Source organism: Nostoc sp. (assembly GCF_036917235.1).
GTDB lineage: Bacteria > Cyanobacteriota > Cyanobacteriia > Cyanobacteriales > Nostocaceae > Nostoc.
Genome location: NZ_JBALDU010000046.1, coordinates 20,095 through 36,066 on the forward strand (window position 1 = coordinate 20,095; position 15,972 = coordinate 36,066).

Sequence of the window (15,972 nt, forward strand, 5' to 3'; positions counted from 1 at the left end):
CAGAAATTTTACATGATGTCCGAGCAATTAAACATAATACCCGGAACCCCACCCCGCCAAAGCTGCGCTTTAGCTCCCCTCCCGAAGAGCGGGGAGGGGTTCTTTTATTATGGGTAATTTGGCGGACATGATATCATCCGGGACTCCAGAAACTAACAGCAGTATTGTCTTAGAAGCAAGAGCATTAACTCGCCGCTTTGGTGGTTTAGTGGCGGTAAATAATGTATCTTTTAGTGTAAATCAACATGAGATTTTTGGATTAATTGGCCCTAATGGTGCGGGCAAAACAACACTGTTTAATTTGATTACTGCCTTCATTCCACCCTCTAGCGGTAAATTAATTTATCAAGGTGCAGAAGTTTCTCAATTGCGTCCCCATCAAATTGCTGCTTTAGGTATCGCCCGTACCTTCCAAAATATCCGCTTATTTGGAGAATTATCGGCGTTAGAAAATGTGATAATCGCCCGACATTTACACACTAAAAGTAATATGATTACAGGTGTTTTAGGATTACCACCAGCGCCTCGTGAAGAATTGAAGACTAAGCAAAAAGCTTTAGATTTATTAGATTTGGTGGGATTGAGCGATCGCGCCCACGAAAAAGCCAAAAACTTTGCCTACGGCGATCAGCGACGGCTAGAAATTGCCCGCGCTTTAGCATTACAACCGCAAATCTTACTTCTCGACGAACCGGCGGCGGGAATGAACCCCAACGAAAAGCAGCAATTGAGTGAATTTATCCGTAGCCTGCGCAATGACTTCAATTTGACGATCGTCCTTATAGAACACCATGTACCCTTGGTTATGGGTTTGTGCGATCGCATTGCGGTGTTAGATTTTGGTCAATTAATTGCTTTGGGTGAACCAGCAGTTGTTAGAAGCGATCCGGCTGTAATTGAAGCTTATTTGGGAAATGAATGAATTTATGTAGACATAATTACTACAAATTCGTCTAAAGAACTGACAGCGATCGCGCTATCCATTAAGCTTTCTAATTTTTCCACACTTTCGCCCTCAAGCCTTGCTTCTACTTCATGAGGAATTTCACCAAAGCGTCGTCGCAATACTCGTACTAACTGCCGTTGTACACCCTGCTGAAGACCTAGCTGAATACCTCTTTGCTCAATTTCTTGATACCAAGGCGATTCTCGCAATACTGCCATATCCCACCTCATGATTTGTTGCACTAAAGGCGTATCTAACACAAAGCTAGCAAAAAATGCCAGCAATGATTCTAATTGGTTCAACTGTGCATCTGCTCTTAGCGCCTGTAGTGCGCGTTGCACAACTGATACCTCTCCCCCACCTCGCAGGATTGGCACAAAGGGTAACAACGATGGTAGTGGTTGCTCAAACACTATCTTAGCATCGATTTCCCACAAATTAATTACGCGATAATCTTGGATGGCACGTAATCCCAAAAATTCCTGCTCGTAACTATTGACAATCGTTAAGGTGGATGGGGGCGGTAAAATGTTGATCAGTACTGGGTAAGTTGGCAATCGGTAGCGTTCTTGTGCCAAGGCAGCATAGGCTCTCATCCGTAGAGGCATCTGTGCCGTGTAACGCAACTGTAGTTCATTTAGTACCAAAAAATCCCCGTGAGTGGCACTGTATGCTTTCACCAACACATCTGTTTCGCGGCTAATCCAGTGAAACTCAGAGCCGAGAATTTCTTTCGCCACAACTTCAGGACGCTGTGTCACCCATTTTACCCATGCATCGGGAGCTAAATTAATTAGTCGCTTGCTACCAATATCTACTGCTTTTCCCACTGGACTCTTGATATCTTTATCAGTAATTAATGGTACATCATAAAGATTGCGGTATTATGGCGTTGGTTTGAAGTTTCAGCAATGTCTTACGATGGGGTACGCCTACGCACTGTTTTAAGAAATGTATGATTGATGTATGTTAGGTTTTGAATCAACATTTCTGGATCTAAACCGCCCATGAAAGCCGAGAGTAAGCCAAACTATACAATTTTAGAAGTTCAAGAACTTGATGTTAATTATGGCGGTATCCAAGCTTTAAAAAAGATTAATTTAATTATTCAAAAAGGCGAGGTAGTTACTCTAATTGGTGCTAATGGTGCTGGAAAAACGACTACACTCCGCGCCATATCTAAAGTAGTTAATCCTAAGAGTGGCGTAATTATCTATAATGGACATAATATTACCCGTCGCCAAACTCACGAAGTTGTACAACTTGGTATCGCCCATTGTCCTGAAGGACGCAGAGTGTTAGCGCGGCAAACAGTATTTGATAATTTGCTTTTGGGTGCTTATATTCGCTCCAATCAAGCGGAGATAAAGGCAGACATTCAGCGCCAATTTGAGCTATTTCCCCGCTTGTCACAAAGACGCAATCAACTAGCAGGAACCCTCAGCGGTGGTGAACAACAAATGTTAGCGATCGCACGTGCTGTAATGAGTAAACCACAACTCTTACTTTTAGACGAGCCTAGCTTAGGTTTAGCACCTGCGATCGTCCGAGAAATCTTCTCTATTATTGAAAATCTCCGTGCTACAGGCGTGACTATTCTATTAGTTGAACAAAATGCAAATCTGGCGCTGCAAATTGCCGATCGAGGTTATGTTCTAGAGGCTGGTTCTATAACTTTAACAGGTGCAGCATCAGAATTGATTAGTGATGAGCGAGTTAAAAAAGCTTATTTAGGGTGATGATTATAGTAGAGTAATAATCCAATAAATTTCTTATGAACTGGATTAGTGTCGATGAAATAAAACGTGACTTATTAGGCTACCTTCAGCGCGTTGAAGCTGGGGAAACTCTTGTAATTATACGTGGTGGAAAGCCAATTGCTGAAATTAAACCGACGGTAAAAGCACCCGATCTCTCTAGACCATTCGGACTCTGTGCAGGAGAGTTTATTGTACCCGATGATTTTGATGAACCACTGCCAGAGAATATTCTAAGTGAGTTTGAGGGTAAATGAAACTCCTACTAGATACCCATATTTTTCTCTGGTTTATTAGTAGCGATGCCTTCGGCGGGCATAGCCAACGCCGTTTGTCAAATACGTTTATAGAGATTATTCGTAATACTGATAATGATGTATATCTAAGTATAATTTCTATTTGGGAAGCAACCATTAAGTATCAATTAGGCAAATTACCTTTACCTCAATCACCTGAGATTTATCTGCCGATACAGCGTGAGCGGCATTTTATTACTAGTCTTCCTTTAACAGAGAATAGTGTTGTACAACTTAGCAAGCTTCCTAATATCCATCGCGATCCGTTTGACCGAATGCTAATTTGTCAAGCTTTGCAGCATGACCTTACTATTGTGACTGTCGATGATGCAATTTGTGCTTACCCAGTTAAAATTTTAAACGATATATGATTGTTATATGTAAAAAATTAGGAAGTACAAGCAGATGGTAAAATCACCAACTAAACCCCTAACTTTAGAGAATTTTTTAAAACTACCAGAAACGAAGCCTAACTCAGAATACATCAACGGTCAAATTATTCAAAAGCCAATGCCACAGGGAAAACATAGTATTCTTCAGGGTGAACTAGTCAGTAATATCAATTCTGTAACCAAACCTGAAAGAATTGCCCTTGCATTTCCAGAATTGCGATGTACTTTTGGCGGACGTTCAATTGTCCCTGATATAGCTGTCTTTGCTTGGGAACGGATTTTATTAGACGAGCGTGGAGAAGTGGCAAATGTCTTTAAGACATATCCAGACTGGACAATTAAGATTCTTTCGCCTGATCAAAGCCAGACTAAAGTAACCGGAAATATTCTACATTGTTTAAAACATGGTAGTCGCTTCGGTTGGCTGATTGATCCAGATGAGCATTCTGTTTTAGTTTATCCACCAAAGCAGCAACCAGAACTTTTACAAGAAGAACAAGAAATATTACCAGTTCCCGATTTAGTTAGCGATTTTCAATTAACTGTAGGGCAATTATTTGAATGGTTGAAGTTATAAGCAATTGTATCTATTCACATCTAATTTTGGGAATACTAAAGTTAGTAATTTACTCAAGTTAGAGCCAGATAATGGATTTCGTGAATTTAATAAAAACGGGAAATAGTTTGAAATTTGCGACTGAAGCTGATTTAGAAGATTTTGTGTGGGCTAATTTAAAGGAACTTTTCGGGTTAATTCCGCTAAAACGACAATATTATGTTAATGGTCAAATTTGCGACATTTTAGGATTGAGGGAAGACAAACAGTTAGTGGTGGTGGAATTGAAAAATGCTGAAGATAGATATATTGTTCAGCAGCTAACTCGATATTATGACGCTTTACAGGAAGTAAAACCTTTAGAAGACGAAATAGATTATCAGCAACCTATTGGTTTAATAGCAATTAAGCCTAATTTTCATAGAGATAATTATATAGACAAAAAATATCATCATTTATCTATTGATTTTTTTGAATTTACAATTTTAGTAGATGAATTTAACTATTACTTCCAGATAAAAAACTTAGATTTAGATAATGAAAAAGTTTTAAAAATAGAAATTCCTCATTATAACAGAGAGAGAAATGAAGATATACCTTCACCTTCCAGAGGACTGATCAACCGTCTAGCTAAATGCTCGTCTGAACAACAAGAAGAAATATTAAAAATTCGTCAAAAGGTTCTTAGCTTTGATAAACGGATGGAAGAAATATCTTCTGCTGTTAGTTTTAGATATGGAAATGGTAACAGTAAAACAAGTAAATTCTGTGCTGAGTTTTACTTTGATAGTAAAGGAATACCAATTATATTTTTATGGTTAGGTTTAAAAAATAATAGTAGCGATCGCATAAGTAGAGCAAGGATTTGGACAGATTGGCAAGACAATGCTTTGTTAGAGGGATATGTACCAAGTGGAATTGGTGTAAAGATGAATTTATCCAAAAAGACACTTTCAAATAGAGTAAAAATAATGGATCAAATAGTAGCAAATAAAGGTTCTAAGGATCATAAAGGATATAAAAGCATGAACCAACATCATAAAGATAGAAATAGAATAGCTAGGAAACTTAATAACTCGGAACCTTTAACATACGAGGAAAGACAATTGCTAGAAATTGATGTAAATGAATTTGTTCATGTTATCGGGGGTGGAAGACTTAATACATATAAATTTGATCACTATGATTCTCTAAATGGATTAGTTGATGTAGCTTTAGAAAAATGGCGAAAAAGGCTATAAGAAAAACGACATTGACAGCACTTATAACTTTTCCTGATCATTAGTATTATTAAATATTATTACGATTTTTGTCCTATATTAATATTTGCAGCCCTCCTTGCAGATATCTATATATTTGTTTAGCGGCGAATTCTATTCACCGGAATAATTAAACTTATGAGTCAAATAGTCTGGATAGCAAGACACGCTAACCGCCTCGATTTCGTAAACCCTGATTGGTTTCTCACCGCCGAACGACGCTACGATCCACCCTTGTCTGATGATGGTATGGTGCAGGCACAGCAGTTAGCTAAACGATTGAAAAAAGAAAAGATTGGACATATTTTCGCTTCTCCTTTTCTGCGAACCGTACAAACGGCAAACGCAGTTGCAGAAATGCTCAACTTGCCGATCAAACTCGAAACAGGCTTGAGTGAATGGCTAAATCCAGCTTGGATGACAGAAGAACCCGAAAGACTCTCAACTCCAGCATTAACAAAGTTATTCCCTAGAATTGACACCAGCTACACTTCGCGCATCGCCGCTAAATATCCTGAAACTCGCGAAAAAGTGCGAGAACGTTCTGGGCAAACTGCTAGATGTTTAGCTACTGAGTTCTTACCAGAACATATCCTGCTAGTGGCGCATGGTGCATCTGTGTTGGGCGGAGCAATGGGACTAGTGGGGGAAATTGCCAAAACAGAAGTCAAGGCTTCTTTATGTTCTCTGGTAAAAGTGGTACGCGAAGATCCAGAATGGTTATTAGAACTAAAGGGAGATACTTCCCATTTAACCCACATAGAAGAAGTTATTCGATTTGCTTAAACCTCTGATAGAGATTTGCGTTCGTGACTTCTGCTAGGTTGGGTATATCTTACAAAAAAGTAATTAATTCACGAATAAATTCTATGACTTTGTTACTAGCTGGAGATATCGGCGGTACGAAAACTATTTTGCAATTGGTTGAAACATCAGATTCAGCAGCTTTACATACTATTTTTCAGGAAAGTTACCACAGTGCCGACTTTCCTGATTTAGTACCGATAGTGCAGAAGTTTTTGGCCAAAGCGAATACACCAGTACCAGAAAAGGCTTGTTTTGCGATCGCAGGTCCCATTGTCAAAAATACTGCCAAACTCACCAATTTAGCCTGGTTCCTAGATACCGAACGTTTAGAAGAAGAATTGGGTATCCCGCATATTTCTTTAATTAACGACTTCGCCGCCGTTGGCTATGGCATTTCAGGTTTACAAAAAGAAGACTTGCTGACGTTGCAAGTTGGCAAACCTCAACCTGAAACCCCCATTGGAATTATTGGTGCTGGTACTGGCTTAGGGCAAGGATTTTTAATTAAGCAGGGAAACCACTATCAAGTCTTTCCCTCAGAAGGTGGACACGCTGACTTTGCCCCTCGGAACGAGATCGAGTTTCAACTGTTGAAATACCTGCTGGGTAAACATGATATCCAGCGCGTTTCTGTGGAACGCGTGGTTTCTGGAATGGGAATTGTAGCAATTTACCAATTTCTGCGCGATCGCAAATTTGCCGCCGAATCACCAGATATTGCTCAAATCGTTAGAACTTGGGAACAGGAAGCCGGACAAGAAGAGAAAAGCGTCGATCCCGGTGCTGTCATTGGTACGGCTGCACTAGAAAAACGCGATCGCCTCTGCGAACAAACTTTGCAATTATTTATAGAGGCTTACGGTGCAGAAGCCGGCAATCTTGCCCTGAAACTCCTACCTTACGGTGGCTTATACATCGCTGGTGGAATTGCGCCCAAAATTCTCTCTTTAATCCAAAATAGCGGTTTCTTATTAAATTTCACCCAAAAAGGTAGAATGCGCCGCCTCCTGGAAGAAATCCCCGTCTATGTTATCCTCAACTCGCAAGTCGGCCTAATTGGTGCTGCTTTATGTGCTGCTAGGTTATAACAGCTGGCATCATCAGTGAGATCAGCATCTCAAAGGGCAAAAAATATGACAGTTAAAAGTCTGTTGCCACTAATAGCCGCCACGATAGTCTGTGGTGGCTCTGTTCTTGTGGAAGCGCGTCAACCGAAACCTCCGGTAGCTGTTGTCAAACCAAAGGTTTCTCAACCCGTGCAGCCAAAATGGAAGTTATTCACCGCTCCAGATGGACGTTTTACAATTTTGATGCCGGGAAACCCCAGCAGAAATACCGAATCCCAAAAAACTTACATGGGGGAAATTACCTTAGAAATATTTGCCGCTCAACCACCAAAACAGCAAGTAGCATACATAGTTGCTTATAATGATTTTCCTTATAGTTACGGTCAAATGGCTGATCCTCAAGCTGTACTTAATAATGCACGGGATATGGCTTTAAAGACTACGAAAAGTAATTTAATTAGTCAACGAAACATTCGTAGTTACAATAATCATCCCGGCAAAGAAATTGAGTACATCAATTCTGGAGGGAAAATTACTAAAAGTAGAATGTATGTTGCCGAAGGAAGACTATATCAAGTAATGGCAATAACTACAAAAAAACAGCAGAAGACATTAGCTAAAACTATTAATGGGTATTTAAATTCTTTCAATGTAGTTTTGAAAAAGTGAGATAAATAAAACTTCTACTATATTAGCCTTGTAATCAATTGCAGAGCTAATATAGCTAGCTTTTCCTAGTCATTTGAAGAAGAATTCAGAAGTCAGAATTCAGGAGTCAGAATCAAGACGCTCGCGGACTCGCTAACGCTTCTCTACGAGACGCAATCATGCGAACGCTATCAGTCGGGGATTCAGACCCGCGACTGAATTGTTGCACCACCAAATCTACGATTTGGTGGGGGTCTTAAACCCGGTTATTCAGACGCTCGCAGACTCGCTTGCCGCCGGCGCTATCCGCCACTCGCACAGAATTCAGAATGAATTCTGACTCCTGAATTCTGTTCGATAAAGTATATCAGAGCAAGCTCCTCGCTTGCGGCGAAGAGGGAGTTGGGGTAATACGGTTTGGTTAAGGTTTTTTGATGAAAATTCTAGATCGCTAAAGATGCGATAAATCGCCGTCAAGACGAAAGACTGATTATTGTAGAGACGGCGATTCATCGCGTCTCAGATTCATCGCGTCTCTATTTATGCTTTGAAAATCAAACATTGTTTGAATTTAGATATTTGTAAAGTTTAAAATGTATAAGATAAATATATAACGTTTGAATTTGTGACAAAAATTTAAAATTTGAGAGTATTTATTGAATTTTGTATAACTTTAAATGAGTAAAATGTTATTATCACAGAGAAAGCTATAAGATTGCAGATATTAATAAAAGTTAAAGTCTATGATTTGAGCAGCAGGGTTTTTGTCCTATGGTCAAGCGATCGCTCCAAGCATCACTCACCGCAATTCAAGAGGCTAAAAGCGCATTTGCTCTCAAGGGGTGGACACAAGACAATCTAGCCGCAGAAGTCAATCTCAAGACTAGACAACCGATTTGGCGGTTTTTTAGTGGTCGTCCGGTTGAGCGTCATACCGATGAGGACTTTGCCCATATCTACGCCTGTGGAGATGCTCTCTCAAGCATTCTCGGCGTTGTTCTGGATGTCGGACTTTATAAATCTCTGCAACAACTCTCGGACGAATTTCCCGATTCTCGTCAAAGTCAAGAACGGTTTGGGCTATGGTGGCAGACGAACTATTCAACTTGGGCTGAACAGTTAAAGACAACAGTGATTAATTATCGAAACATTAACCACCAGTGGGAGTTTAGCATTGAACAACAGCAAGTGTTACAACGTTACTATGATGCTAATCAGTTACTACTAGATTGCCTGGATAGTAATTGTGAAGCAACCCTTGCTATCAGGCAAGAAATTGAAGCTAACTTATTATTGCCTCAGAAGGAACTTGAGGACAGGGAATGGGAATAGTTTTGTTGATTAATTCTTTACAGCTATTTTCAGTTAATTGAACCACAAATTTTTGGAGGGAACAATACCGTGCCCTTTTTTGAAAAGTTTTTCTACGTTTTGTGTCGTAGTTAATCAATTCATTTACGAAATCAAACAACACTCGCTCATAGTATAAGAACAGAACCTAGTAATTATAACCATTTAGTGGTTCTCTACTACTCTTTATTTTACCTATCCGTTTGTCTCGTCTCCTTAAGACTAAGGATTTTTCAGATCGCTTTGCCCTTAAAGTCTTAATCGCAGGTCTTATTATGAATTTAATCAATGACTTTTGCTTGGCAGTTGGGATACTCAAAGGTGTACAAGTACTCGTTGTAGACAACGATCGCGATAGTAGAGATTTGTATGCTTTTTTACTGGAAGACCTGAGCGCAAATGTGATTACCACTGGTTCTATAAAAGAAGCTTTAGAAATCCTGAGTTGGTTCACGCCCAACATTGTTGTCAGTGAAATTAGGTTTTTAGATGAAAGTATTTATACATTGATAAATACATTGGATGCTATAGAGACAGATAATGGTAAGCACATCCCAATCATTGTGACTTCAACATCTACCACAGGTACTTGTGACCAAATTCCAGATGTAGAGTTTGAAGAATATTTACTTAAGCCATTCGATCTTGACGAATTTGTTTCTATGATTGTGAATCAAGTACAGGAAAAAGTGGTGGAAAATTTTTGCACCGAATTACTAGTTATAAACTAGTAGTCTGTCAAGCGAAGTTTGAAGGGTAAAGGAACGAACAGCAAAGGACGCAAAGAGGAGGACACTTCCGTGGGCGGGTTTCCCGACTTGAGGAAAGTGTCCGTCGCAAAGGAAGAAGAAAAGAAGAGAAATTGAAGAATTTATTTACTAGCTCTAAGAGGTTGTTTGAAAAGTGTTTCGCTGTGACTTTAGGCACTTTAGATCCCCCCTAACCCCCCTTCAAAAGGGGGGAACCGGAGTTAAAGTCCCCCTTTTTAAGGGGGATTTAGGGGGATCTAAAACTTTTAATACTGACAAGAGGACTTTTCAAACATCCTCTAAGACTAGTTTTGTTAAAGTAGGCTATCGGTGCATTAGCCTCGGCGTAACACACCCTACGAAAATTGTTAGAAAGGATGCAGTTAAAGCTTTGCTGTCAGCTTCGTGCTGGAAAATGAAACTTGTATGATCGTTGTTAAAGTTCCTCTTTCGCAATATTATGAGCGAATTACAGACCCAACTAGCAACCGATACCTGGATAACAGCAACTTGGGATGAATATATCCAAATAATTGAAAACCCTGCCTACGAAAAAGCCAAGGGCTACTACCACAATGGACAGATGAGGATTGAAATGCCACCACTAGGTCATGACCACGCCTGCGACAACACAATTATTGCCTTTGCTGTTAACCTTTTTTGCACAATCAAAGACATCCCTGCCAAAGGCTTGACTAATTGTACATATCGGAAAACAGGTTTTAAGGAAGCTCAACCTGATGTGTCTTACTATATTGGTGAAAATGCTGATGTCATTCCCTACGGCACTTCTATCATCAACCTAGATATCTATCCACCACCAGATTTAGTTATTGAAGTGGCTAATACCTCACTTGCTGACGATCAAGGTGAAAAACGACTTTTATACGAAGATTTAAGAGTGAAAGAATACTGGATTTTAAATGTCCAGAATGTCCAACTTATGGCTTTTGCTATTGAAAACCAAGGTAGTAGGCGGATTACAGAATCTCAGGTATTACCAGGATTAGCTATTTCTTTATTAAACGATGCATTACGGCAAACTCGTCAAATAAATCAAAGTCAAGTTGGTGCTTGGTTGTTAACCCAATTTCAGCAATAATTACAAACTGCTTTGCGGTAGGGAATGGGGGAGTAGGGAAAAAGCAAAGGATACAGAGCAACTAAAGCGCGATCGCACTATAGCAATCCTATCTGATTTGTGAGAATTGCCAGCCGTAGATTCCCACCTTCTCAAAAAAGTTGGGGATCTTGTTTCTCACAAATGGTTCAAGATTGCACTAATATGCTGTGGCTAAAGTCACCCTTTCAGGTGAAGACATACAGAAATACAAATGCCTAGTATGAAGGAAGATTAAGCAACTATGAAGCTTATTATGCGTCTAGTTGTTACTTAACTCATAAAAATTTAATTCCAAAGCTTTAAAACTCCGTATTCTCCACTTGTCCTCTAACTAAAAAATATTCTTATACAGCAAGATTTACAGGCTTCTATAATATGGCTACGCACATAGAAATTCCAGTTATTGGCAAAGTTAAGTATCCATTGCGCTGGCTGATAGGGCTAATGGCGGGGAGTGCTTTGGTTGTGGGTACTATAACAACTTACACTTTGGTAAATCAAGGGACAAATAAAGAAGATATTGCTCAACTAACTGTGCCAGTTGCAGCACAAACCGTCACGTTGCGGATTACAGCTAGTGGCAAAGTCGTGCCAGTTCAGAGCGTAAATATTAGTCCGAAGAACCCTGGAGTGCTGTCGCGATTATATGTGGAACAAGGCGATCGCATTCAACAAGGGCAAATTCTCGCCCGCATGGATAGCGCCGGTATTGAGGCTCAAAGGAGCCAGTATCGTGCCAACTTAGCCCAAAGTCAAGCACAGCTAGCCCAAGCCATTGCTGGTAGTCGTCCTCAAGAAATCGCTCAAGCTAGGGCGCGATTAGCACAATCTCAAGCTCAATTAGCCGCAGCTAAGGCTGGTAATCGTCCCCAAGAAATTGCTCAATCTCAATCTCAAGTAGATGCGGCTCAAGCAAGAGTGAATTACACCAACGAACAGGTAAAGCGTTACCAATATCTATATAAAGAAGGAGCAGAGAAAAAACAATTACTCGATCAAGCCATCAGCGATGACAAAAGTGCTAGAGCCAATTTAGAAGAAGCGAAAAAACGATTTTCTTTAGTCCAAAGTGGGACTCGGAGTGAGGAAATCGACCAACGCCAAGCTGCTGTTAACGAAGCACGGGCAGCATTGGTATTGTTAGAAGATGGAACCCGTTCTGAAGAAATTGCCCAGCGTCAAGCCGCTGTTGCATCCGCTGAGGCTCAGTTAAAGGGTGTACAAGTGCAGTTAGAAGATACTATTATTCGCGCTCCTCTGTCGGGAATTGTTACCCAAAAGTACGCCGAACCAGGTGCATTTGTCACACCCACAACTTCTGCATCTACTAGTGCATCGGCAACTTCTAGTTCAATTGTCGCCGTAGCAAGGGGTTTAGAAATATTAGCTCAAGTTCCCGAAGCCGATCTTGGCAGAATAAAACAGGGACAGCAGGTGGAAATTGTTGCCGATGCCTATCCCGACCAAGTTTTTAAAGGTCATGTGCGTCTGATTGCTCCCGAAGCAGTGGTGGAACAAGGTGTGACATCCTTCCAGGTGCGGGTTGCTCTTGATACTGGTATAGATAAACTGCGTTCTGGCTTAAATGTGGATCTGACTTTTTTAGGCGATCGCGTTAAGAATGCCTTGGTGTTACCAACGGTGTCAATCGTCACCGAAAAGGGTAAAACTGGCGTACTCGTACCCGATGCAAAAAATAAACCCCAGTTCCGCGAAGTTACAGTTGGGGCACAAATTCAAGACAAAACTCAGATTTTAGAGGGAGTTAAAGAAGGCGATCGCATTTTTGTTAACCCACCCAAAGACTACAAAATCGAAAAGGCTAAAGAACAAAATAATTCGTAATTCCTAATTCGTAATGACGCTCGATGACTCGCTACCGCTTCGCTAACGTAATTATATAAGATATGAATTTTCTCGAAAGCATGAATATGGCGGGGAAAACCCTGCTGTCAAATAAACTGCGTAGCGCCCTCACGATGTTGGGTATAGTTATTGGCAACGCTTCGGTGATTGCCATGATTGGCATTGGCGAAGGTGGGCAGAAATATGTGAATAAACAGTTGCAGTCATTAGGACCAAATGTGCTATTTGTACTGCCAGGTAATCGAGAAACTCAGCGGATCTCCTTTGAAGTGCCAAAAACTCTGGTGTTGCAAGATGCGGATGCGATCGCTTCTCAAGTCCCAACTGTAGTAGGAGTTGCACCAGAGTTGAACAGAAGACAGGTAATTACATACCGCAACAGAAACACCGATGTCAATATCATTGGTACAACTCCGAGTTTTCTATCTGTGCGCGATTTTGAAACTGCTAAAGGCAGGTTTTTCTCTGAGGTAGACATCAAGCGAAGTAACCAAGTCGTAGTGCTGGGTGGAGACTTAGCAGAAAAACTATTCGGTAATAGTAACCCTGTAGGACAGCAATTGCGAGTTGGAAATACCAGCTTTCAAGTGATTGGAACGTTAACAGCCAAAGGTTCTAGCGTGGGAGCAGATTATGATGATGCTGCCTTAATACCAATTACTACATCAGCAAACCGACTTGTGGGCAAGAATTCTCCTTATGGTATTGCCTTAGATTATCTCGTTGCTGCCGCTCGTGATTCCGATAGCGTGGATGCAGCAGAATTTCAAATTACTAATTTGCTGCGTCTACGACACAAAATTAATGGTGAAGATGACTTTACCCTTCGCACCCAAAAAGATGCTTTGCAAACAGTCGGTCAAATTACAGGTGCATTGACAATTATGCTAGCTGCGATCGCAGGTATATCCCTGTTTGTCGGCGGCATTGGCATTATGAATATTATGCTCGTCTCCGTCACCGAACGCACCCAAGAAATCGGATTACGAAAAGCGATCGGTGCAACTGAGCAAGATATTTTGCTCCAGTTCATCATTGAGGCAGTGATTGTTTCCGCAGCGGGTGGCTTAGTCGGGACTGCGGTTGGTATCAGTGGCATCCTATTGGTGGGAGCCTTGACTCCTTTAGAAGCGAGTCTTTCTCCTGTAGCGATTACTATGGCAGTTGGTGTCTCTGGGGCTATTGGTTTATTCTTTGGGGTTGTTCCTGCACGTCGCGCTGCTAAACTCGACCCCATTGTGGCTTTGAGAAGTGCTTAGATAAATTGCCGTCAAGACAAAACGACTGATTATTGTAGAGACGGCGATTCATCGCGTCTCTTGCCTTAACCGAACAGTATTGATATGAGTCCTATAGTTGCGCGATCAATAAAGGCTTTAATGCGCGATCGCTACAATCCACTGAAGTAATTTTGCTGAAAAACGGGAAGACTATGGTTAATCCCAAATGGGGAAATTTCTATGAAAATCCTGAACAGCAAAATGCTCAAAAAATCTCTACTTAACTGTTTAATTTTACCTTTTTCTCTAGTGCCCTGGCTCTGTGTGGGAACGCTTTTTGATTCCCAAGCCAATGCTTTACCAGGACAAAGTACAGAAGAGGTAGGCACTTGGATTAAAGCACATCCGACACTCCGCCCCAGGAGAGGGGAGCAATTATTTGTGCAAAAGACTGATACTGCTGCCCAACGATTCACTTTTCAAGCGTCGGTATTGCCTCCTGGTAGGGTAGAGTTTTCCAAAGACCGTGGCACAATTCGGACTGAGCGCATTACTATGTATGATGCTATTAACGGCATGACATTTACGCGTCTCCAAGAATCCTTGCGGGTGATTTATGGCTTGGAGATTTATCAAGACTACGATCGCGCCCAAGTCGTGTATCAATATCCCAACCAAAAGGTAGTTAATTCCGCGCGTCTGGCCAAAACTCCGATTCGGGAAGCCTTAAAGGGAGAATTACGAGTAGGCGATCGCTATGTATATTGGGTGGAAGTTGCCCAACCCAAGACTGGTAAAGCTTTTACCGGTCAAATGACAGTTTTGCTCAAAACTGACCTAGACAAGTTAGAAAATGAACTGCAAATTCGTTAATAGGCATCTATCTGAGTGCTGAGTGCTGAGTGCTGAGTGCTGAGTTCTGAGTTCTGAGTGAGGAATTATTTTCCTTGTCCCCTACTCCCCTGCTCCCCTGCTCCCCTGCTCCCTCATCTCTTCCGCAACTCCATCGGAGCTAAGGTTTGCCATATACCCGAAAAGATACTTTCAGCTGCTAAGGAAATTCGTAGTAAATCTTCTTTGAGTAGTGGTGGCCAATCAACCCCGGCTTTACGCCCTGCGCCAAATAGCTGTTGTGCCTTAATACTTAACTGATAAAGGGCCAAAGCCAGTTCTCGGTCTAGGCTCTTTGCATCTTTGAGGGCTTCAAACACTACTTTCAATGCCAACAAAATCGAAGTGATCTGACCAGGTATCGGCGGTTTGCCCTGTTTCATACGCGTTAACAGCGCATCTGGGTTTTCCTCGGTTGTGATTGTCTGATCGATGAGGAGTTTCCTAGCTGTTTCGTAATTCATGTAGTCAGTTTACCGTACATTTTGCTTCAGCAGTAATACTTAATTAAAAAGTCATAAAACGGGCTTCTAGTTATTTATAGCAATCTCTGATGATTTGTGAAATGATAGGCGTGGGGAAAATGATGAGGAATTGGCGATGCTCTAGGTTAACCAGATAGACTAAATATAATATCTTTGAAAAATACACCTTACTAGGAATCAAAAGTAAAATGATCTCACCAAATTTACTAGAAATTGAACGCTCTATCCTTGCCTTGTCTGTAGAAGAACAACTTTGGCTGTTAGAAAGTATTGTTCGGCAAATCCGAGAAAGGGAGTATGTAAAAGATAAATTTACTGATACTAAAAATTTAGATGAGCAGCTGCAAATAACCGCTACTCTGCCAAATATTCAAACACAAATCTCTACTATAAATGATGAATTTGCAATTTCTGAAATCCTCTGATATGTATAAATAAACATTATGAAATTGCCAGCCCTAAGAAATTAAATATACAAGTTATTAGTGAGCTACCGCAGTCTCTAAATTAATCATTTACATTGCAAAAGCAGTTTTACTCAGTAATAAAAACAAGTTTTT

General features: G+C 40.8%; 18 protein-coding genes. 16 read left to right on the forward strand and 2 right to left on the reverse strand.

Annotation, left to right across the window (positions count from 1 at the left end; translation table 11 throughout):
* Positions 1 to 109 precede the first annotated feature (109 nt).
* A complete protein-coding gene (locus tag V7K44_RS15530) occupies positions 110 to 922 on the forward strand; it encodes an ABC transporter ATP-binding protein (protein WP_334932850.1) in 813 nt (270 codons plus the stop codon).
* Positions 923 to 924: 2 nt separating this feature from the next.
* Here the strand turns inward: V7K44_RS15530 and V7K44_RS15535 are convergent, their stop codons facing one another.
* The gene (locus tag V7K44_RS15535; RefSeq protein ID WP_334932851.1) at positions 925 to 1,776 is read right to left on the reverse strand and encodes an Rpn family recombination-promoting nuclease/putative transposase; all 852 of its coding nucleotides are present in this window, start codon (positions 1,774 to 1,776) and stop codon (positions 925 to 927) included.
* Positions 1,777 to 1,953: 177 nt separating this feature from the next.
* Here V7K44_RS15535 and V7K44_RS15540 point away from each other — a divergent pair, with 177 nt between their 5' ends.
* The 14 genes from V7K44_RS15540 (at position 1,954) to V7K44_RS15605 (ending at position 14,909) form a co-directional block, all read left to right on the forward strand.
* Positions 1,954 to 2,685 carry an ABC transporter ATP-binding protein gene (locus V7K44_RS15540; protein WP_334932852.1) on the forward strand — a complete coding sequence of 244 codons (732 nt, stop codon included), beginning with the start codon at positions 1,954 to 1,956 and terminating at the stop codon, positions 2,683 to 2,685.
* 35 nt (positions 2,686 to 2,720) lie between these two features.
* A complete protein-coding gene (locus V7K44_RS15545; RefSeq protein ID WP_334932853.1) occupies positions 2,721 to 2,960 on the forward strand; it encodes a type II toxin-antitoxin system Phd/YefM family antitoxin in 240 nt (79 codons plus the stop codon).
* Positions 2,957 to 3,370, forward strand: coding sequence for a type II toxin-antitoxin system VapC family toxin (locus V7K44_RS15550; protein ID WP_334932854.1), 414 nt, complete (start codon positions 2,957 to 2,959; stop codon positions 3,368 to 3,370). The genes V7K44_RS15545 and V7K44_RS15550 overlap by 4 nt, the downstream gene beginning before the upstream one ends.
* 34 nt (positions 3,371 to 3,404) lie before the next feature.
* Positions 3,405 to 3,968, forward strand: coding sequence for a Uma2 family endonuclease (locus V7K44_RS15555; protein WP_334932855.1), 564 nt, complete (start codon positions 3,405 to 3,407; stop codon positions 3,966 to 3,968).
* Between the two features lie 71 nt (positions 3,969 to 4,039).
* Positions 4,040 to 5,188, forward strand: coding sequence for an endonuclease NucS domain-containing protein (locus tag V7K44_RS15560; RefSeq protein WP_334932856.1), 1,149 nt, complete (start codon positions 4,040 to 4,042; stop codon positions 5,186 to 5,188).
* 156 nt (positions 5,189 to 5,344) lie between these two features.
* Entirely contained in the window at positions 5,345 to 5,992 is a 648-nt protein-coding gene (locus V7K44_RS15565; RefSeq protein WP_334932857.1) for a histidine phosphatase family protein, read from the forward strand.
* A gap of 83 nt (positions 5,993 to 6,075) precedes the next feature.
* Positions 6,076 to 7,101 carry a glucokinase gene (locus V7K44_RS15570; protein WP_334932858.1) on the forward strand — a complete coding sequence of 342 codons (1,026 nt, stop codon included), beginning with the start codon at positions 6,076 to 6,078 and terminating at the stop codon, positions 7,099 to 7,101.
* 45 nt (positions 7,102 to 7,146) lie between these two features.
* Complete coding sequence (locus V7K44_RS15575) at positions 7,147 to 7,749, forward strand: hypothetical protein (protein ID WP_334932859.1); 603 nt, start codon at positions 7,147 to 7,149, stop codon at positions 7,747 to 7,749.
* 750 nt (positions 7,750 to 8,499) lie between these two features.
* Positions 8,500 to 9,060 carry an NACHT C-terminal helical domain 2-containing protein gene (locus tag V7K44_RS15580; protein ID WP_334932860.1) on the forward strand — a complete coding sequence of 187 codons (561 nt, stop codon included), beginning with the start codon at positions 8,500 to 8,502 and terminating at the stop codon, positions 9,058 to 9,060.
* A 293-nt stretch (positions 9,061 to 9,353) separates the two neighbouring features.
* Entirely contained in the window at positions 9,354 to 9,809 is a 456-nt protein-coding gene (locus V7K44_RS15585) for a response regulator (RefSeq protein ID WP_334932861.1), read from the forward strand.
* A gap of 478 nt (positions 9,810 to 10,287) precedes the next feature.
* Entirely contained in the window at positions 10,288 to 10,929 is a 642-nt protein-coding gene (locus V7K44_RS15590; protein WP_334932862.1) for a Uma2 family endonuclease, read from the forward strand.
* A 396-nt stretch (positions 10,930 to 11,325) separates the two neighbouring features.
* The gene (locus V7K44_RS15595; protein WP_334932863.1) at positions 11,326 to 12,795 is read left to right on the forward strand and encodes an efflux RND transporter periplasmic adaptor subunit; all 1,470 of its coding nucleotides are present in this window, start codon (positions 11,326 to 11,328) and stop codon (positions 12,793 to 12,795) included.
* Positions 12,796 to 12,857: 62 nt separating this feature from the next.
* Positions 12,858 to 14,075 carry an ABC transporter permease gene (locus V7K44_RS15600; RefSeq protein WP_334932864.1) on the forward strand — a complete coding sequence of 406 codons (1,218 nt, stop codon included), beginning with the start codon at positions 12,858 to 12,860 and terminating at the stop codon, positions 14,073 to 14,075.
* A 222-nt stretch (positions 14,076 to 14,297) separates the two neighbouring features.
* A complete protein-coding gene (locus V7K44_RS15605) occupies positions 14,298 to 14,909 on the forward strand; it encodes a hypothetical protein (protein ID WP_334932880.1) in 612 nt (203 codons plus the stop codon).
* A 113-nt stretch (positions 14,910 to 15,022) separates the two neighbouring features.
* Here V7K44_RS15605 and V7K44_RS15610 read toward each other — a convergent pair whose 3' ends face one another.
* Complete coding sequence (locus V7K44_RS15610) at positions 15,023 to 15,391, reverse strand: Dethiobiotin synthetase (RefSeq protein ID WP_334932865.1); 369 nt, start codon at positions 15,389 to 15,391, stop codon at positions 15,023 to 15,025.
* Positions 15,392 to 15,600: 209 nt separating this feature from the next.
* Here V7K44_RS15610 and V7K44_RS15615 point away from each other — a divergent pair, with 209 nt between their 5' ends.
* Positions 15,601 to 15,837, forward strand: a complete 237-nt coding sequence (locus V7K44_RS15615; RefSeq protein ID WP_334932866.1) for a hypothetical protein — start codon at positions 15,601 to 15,603, stop codon at positions 15,835 to 15,837.
* Positions 15,838 to 15,972: the final 135 nt, after the last annotated feature.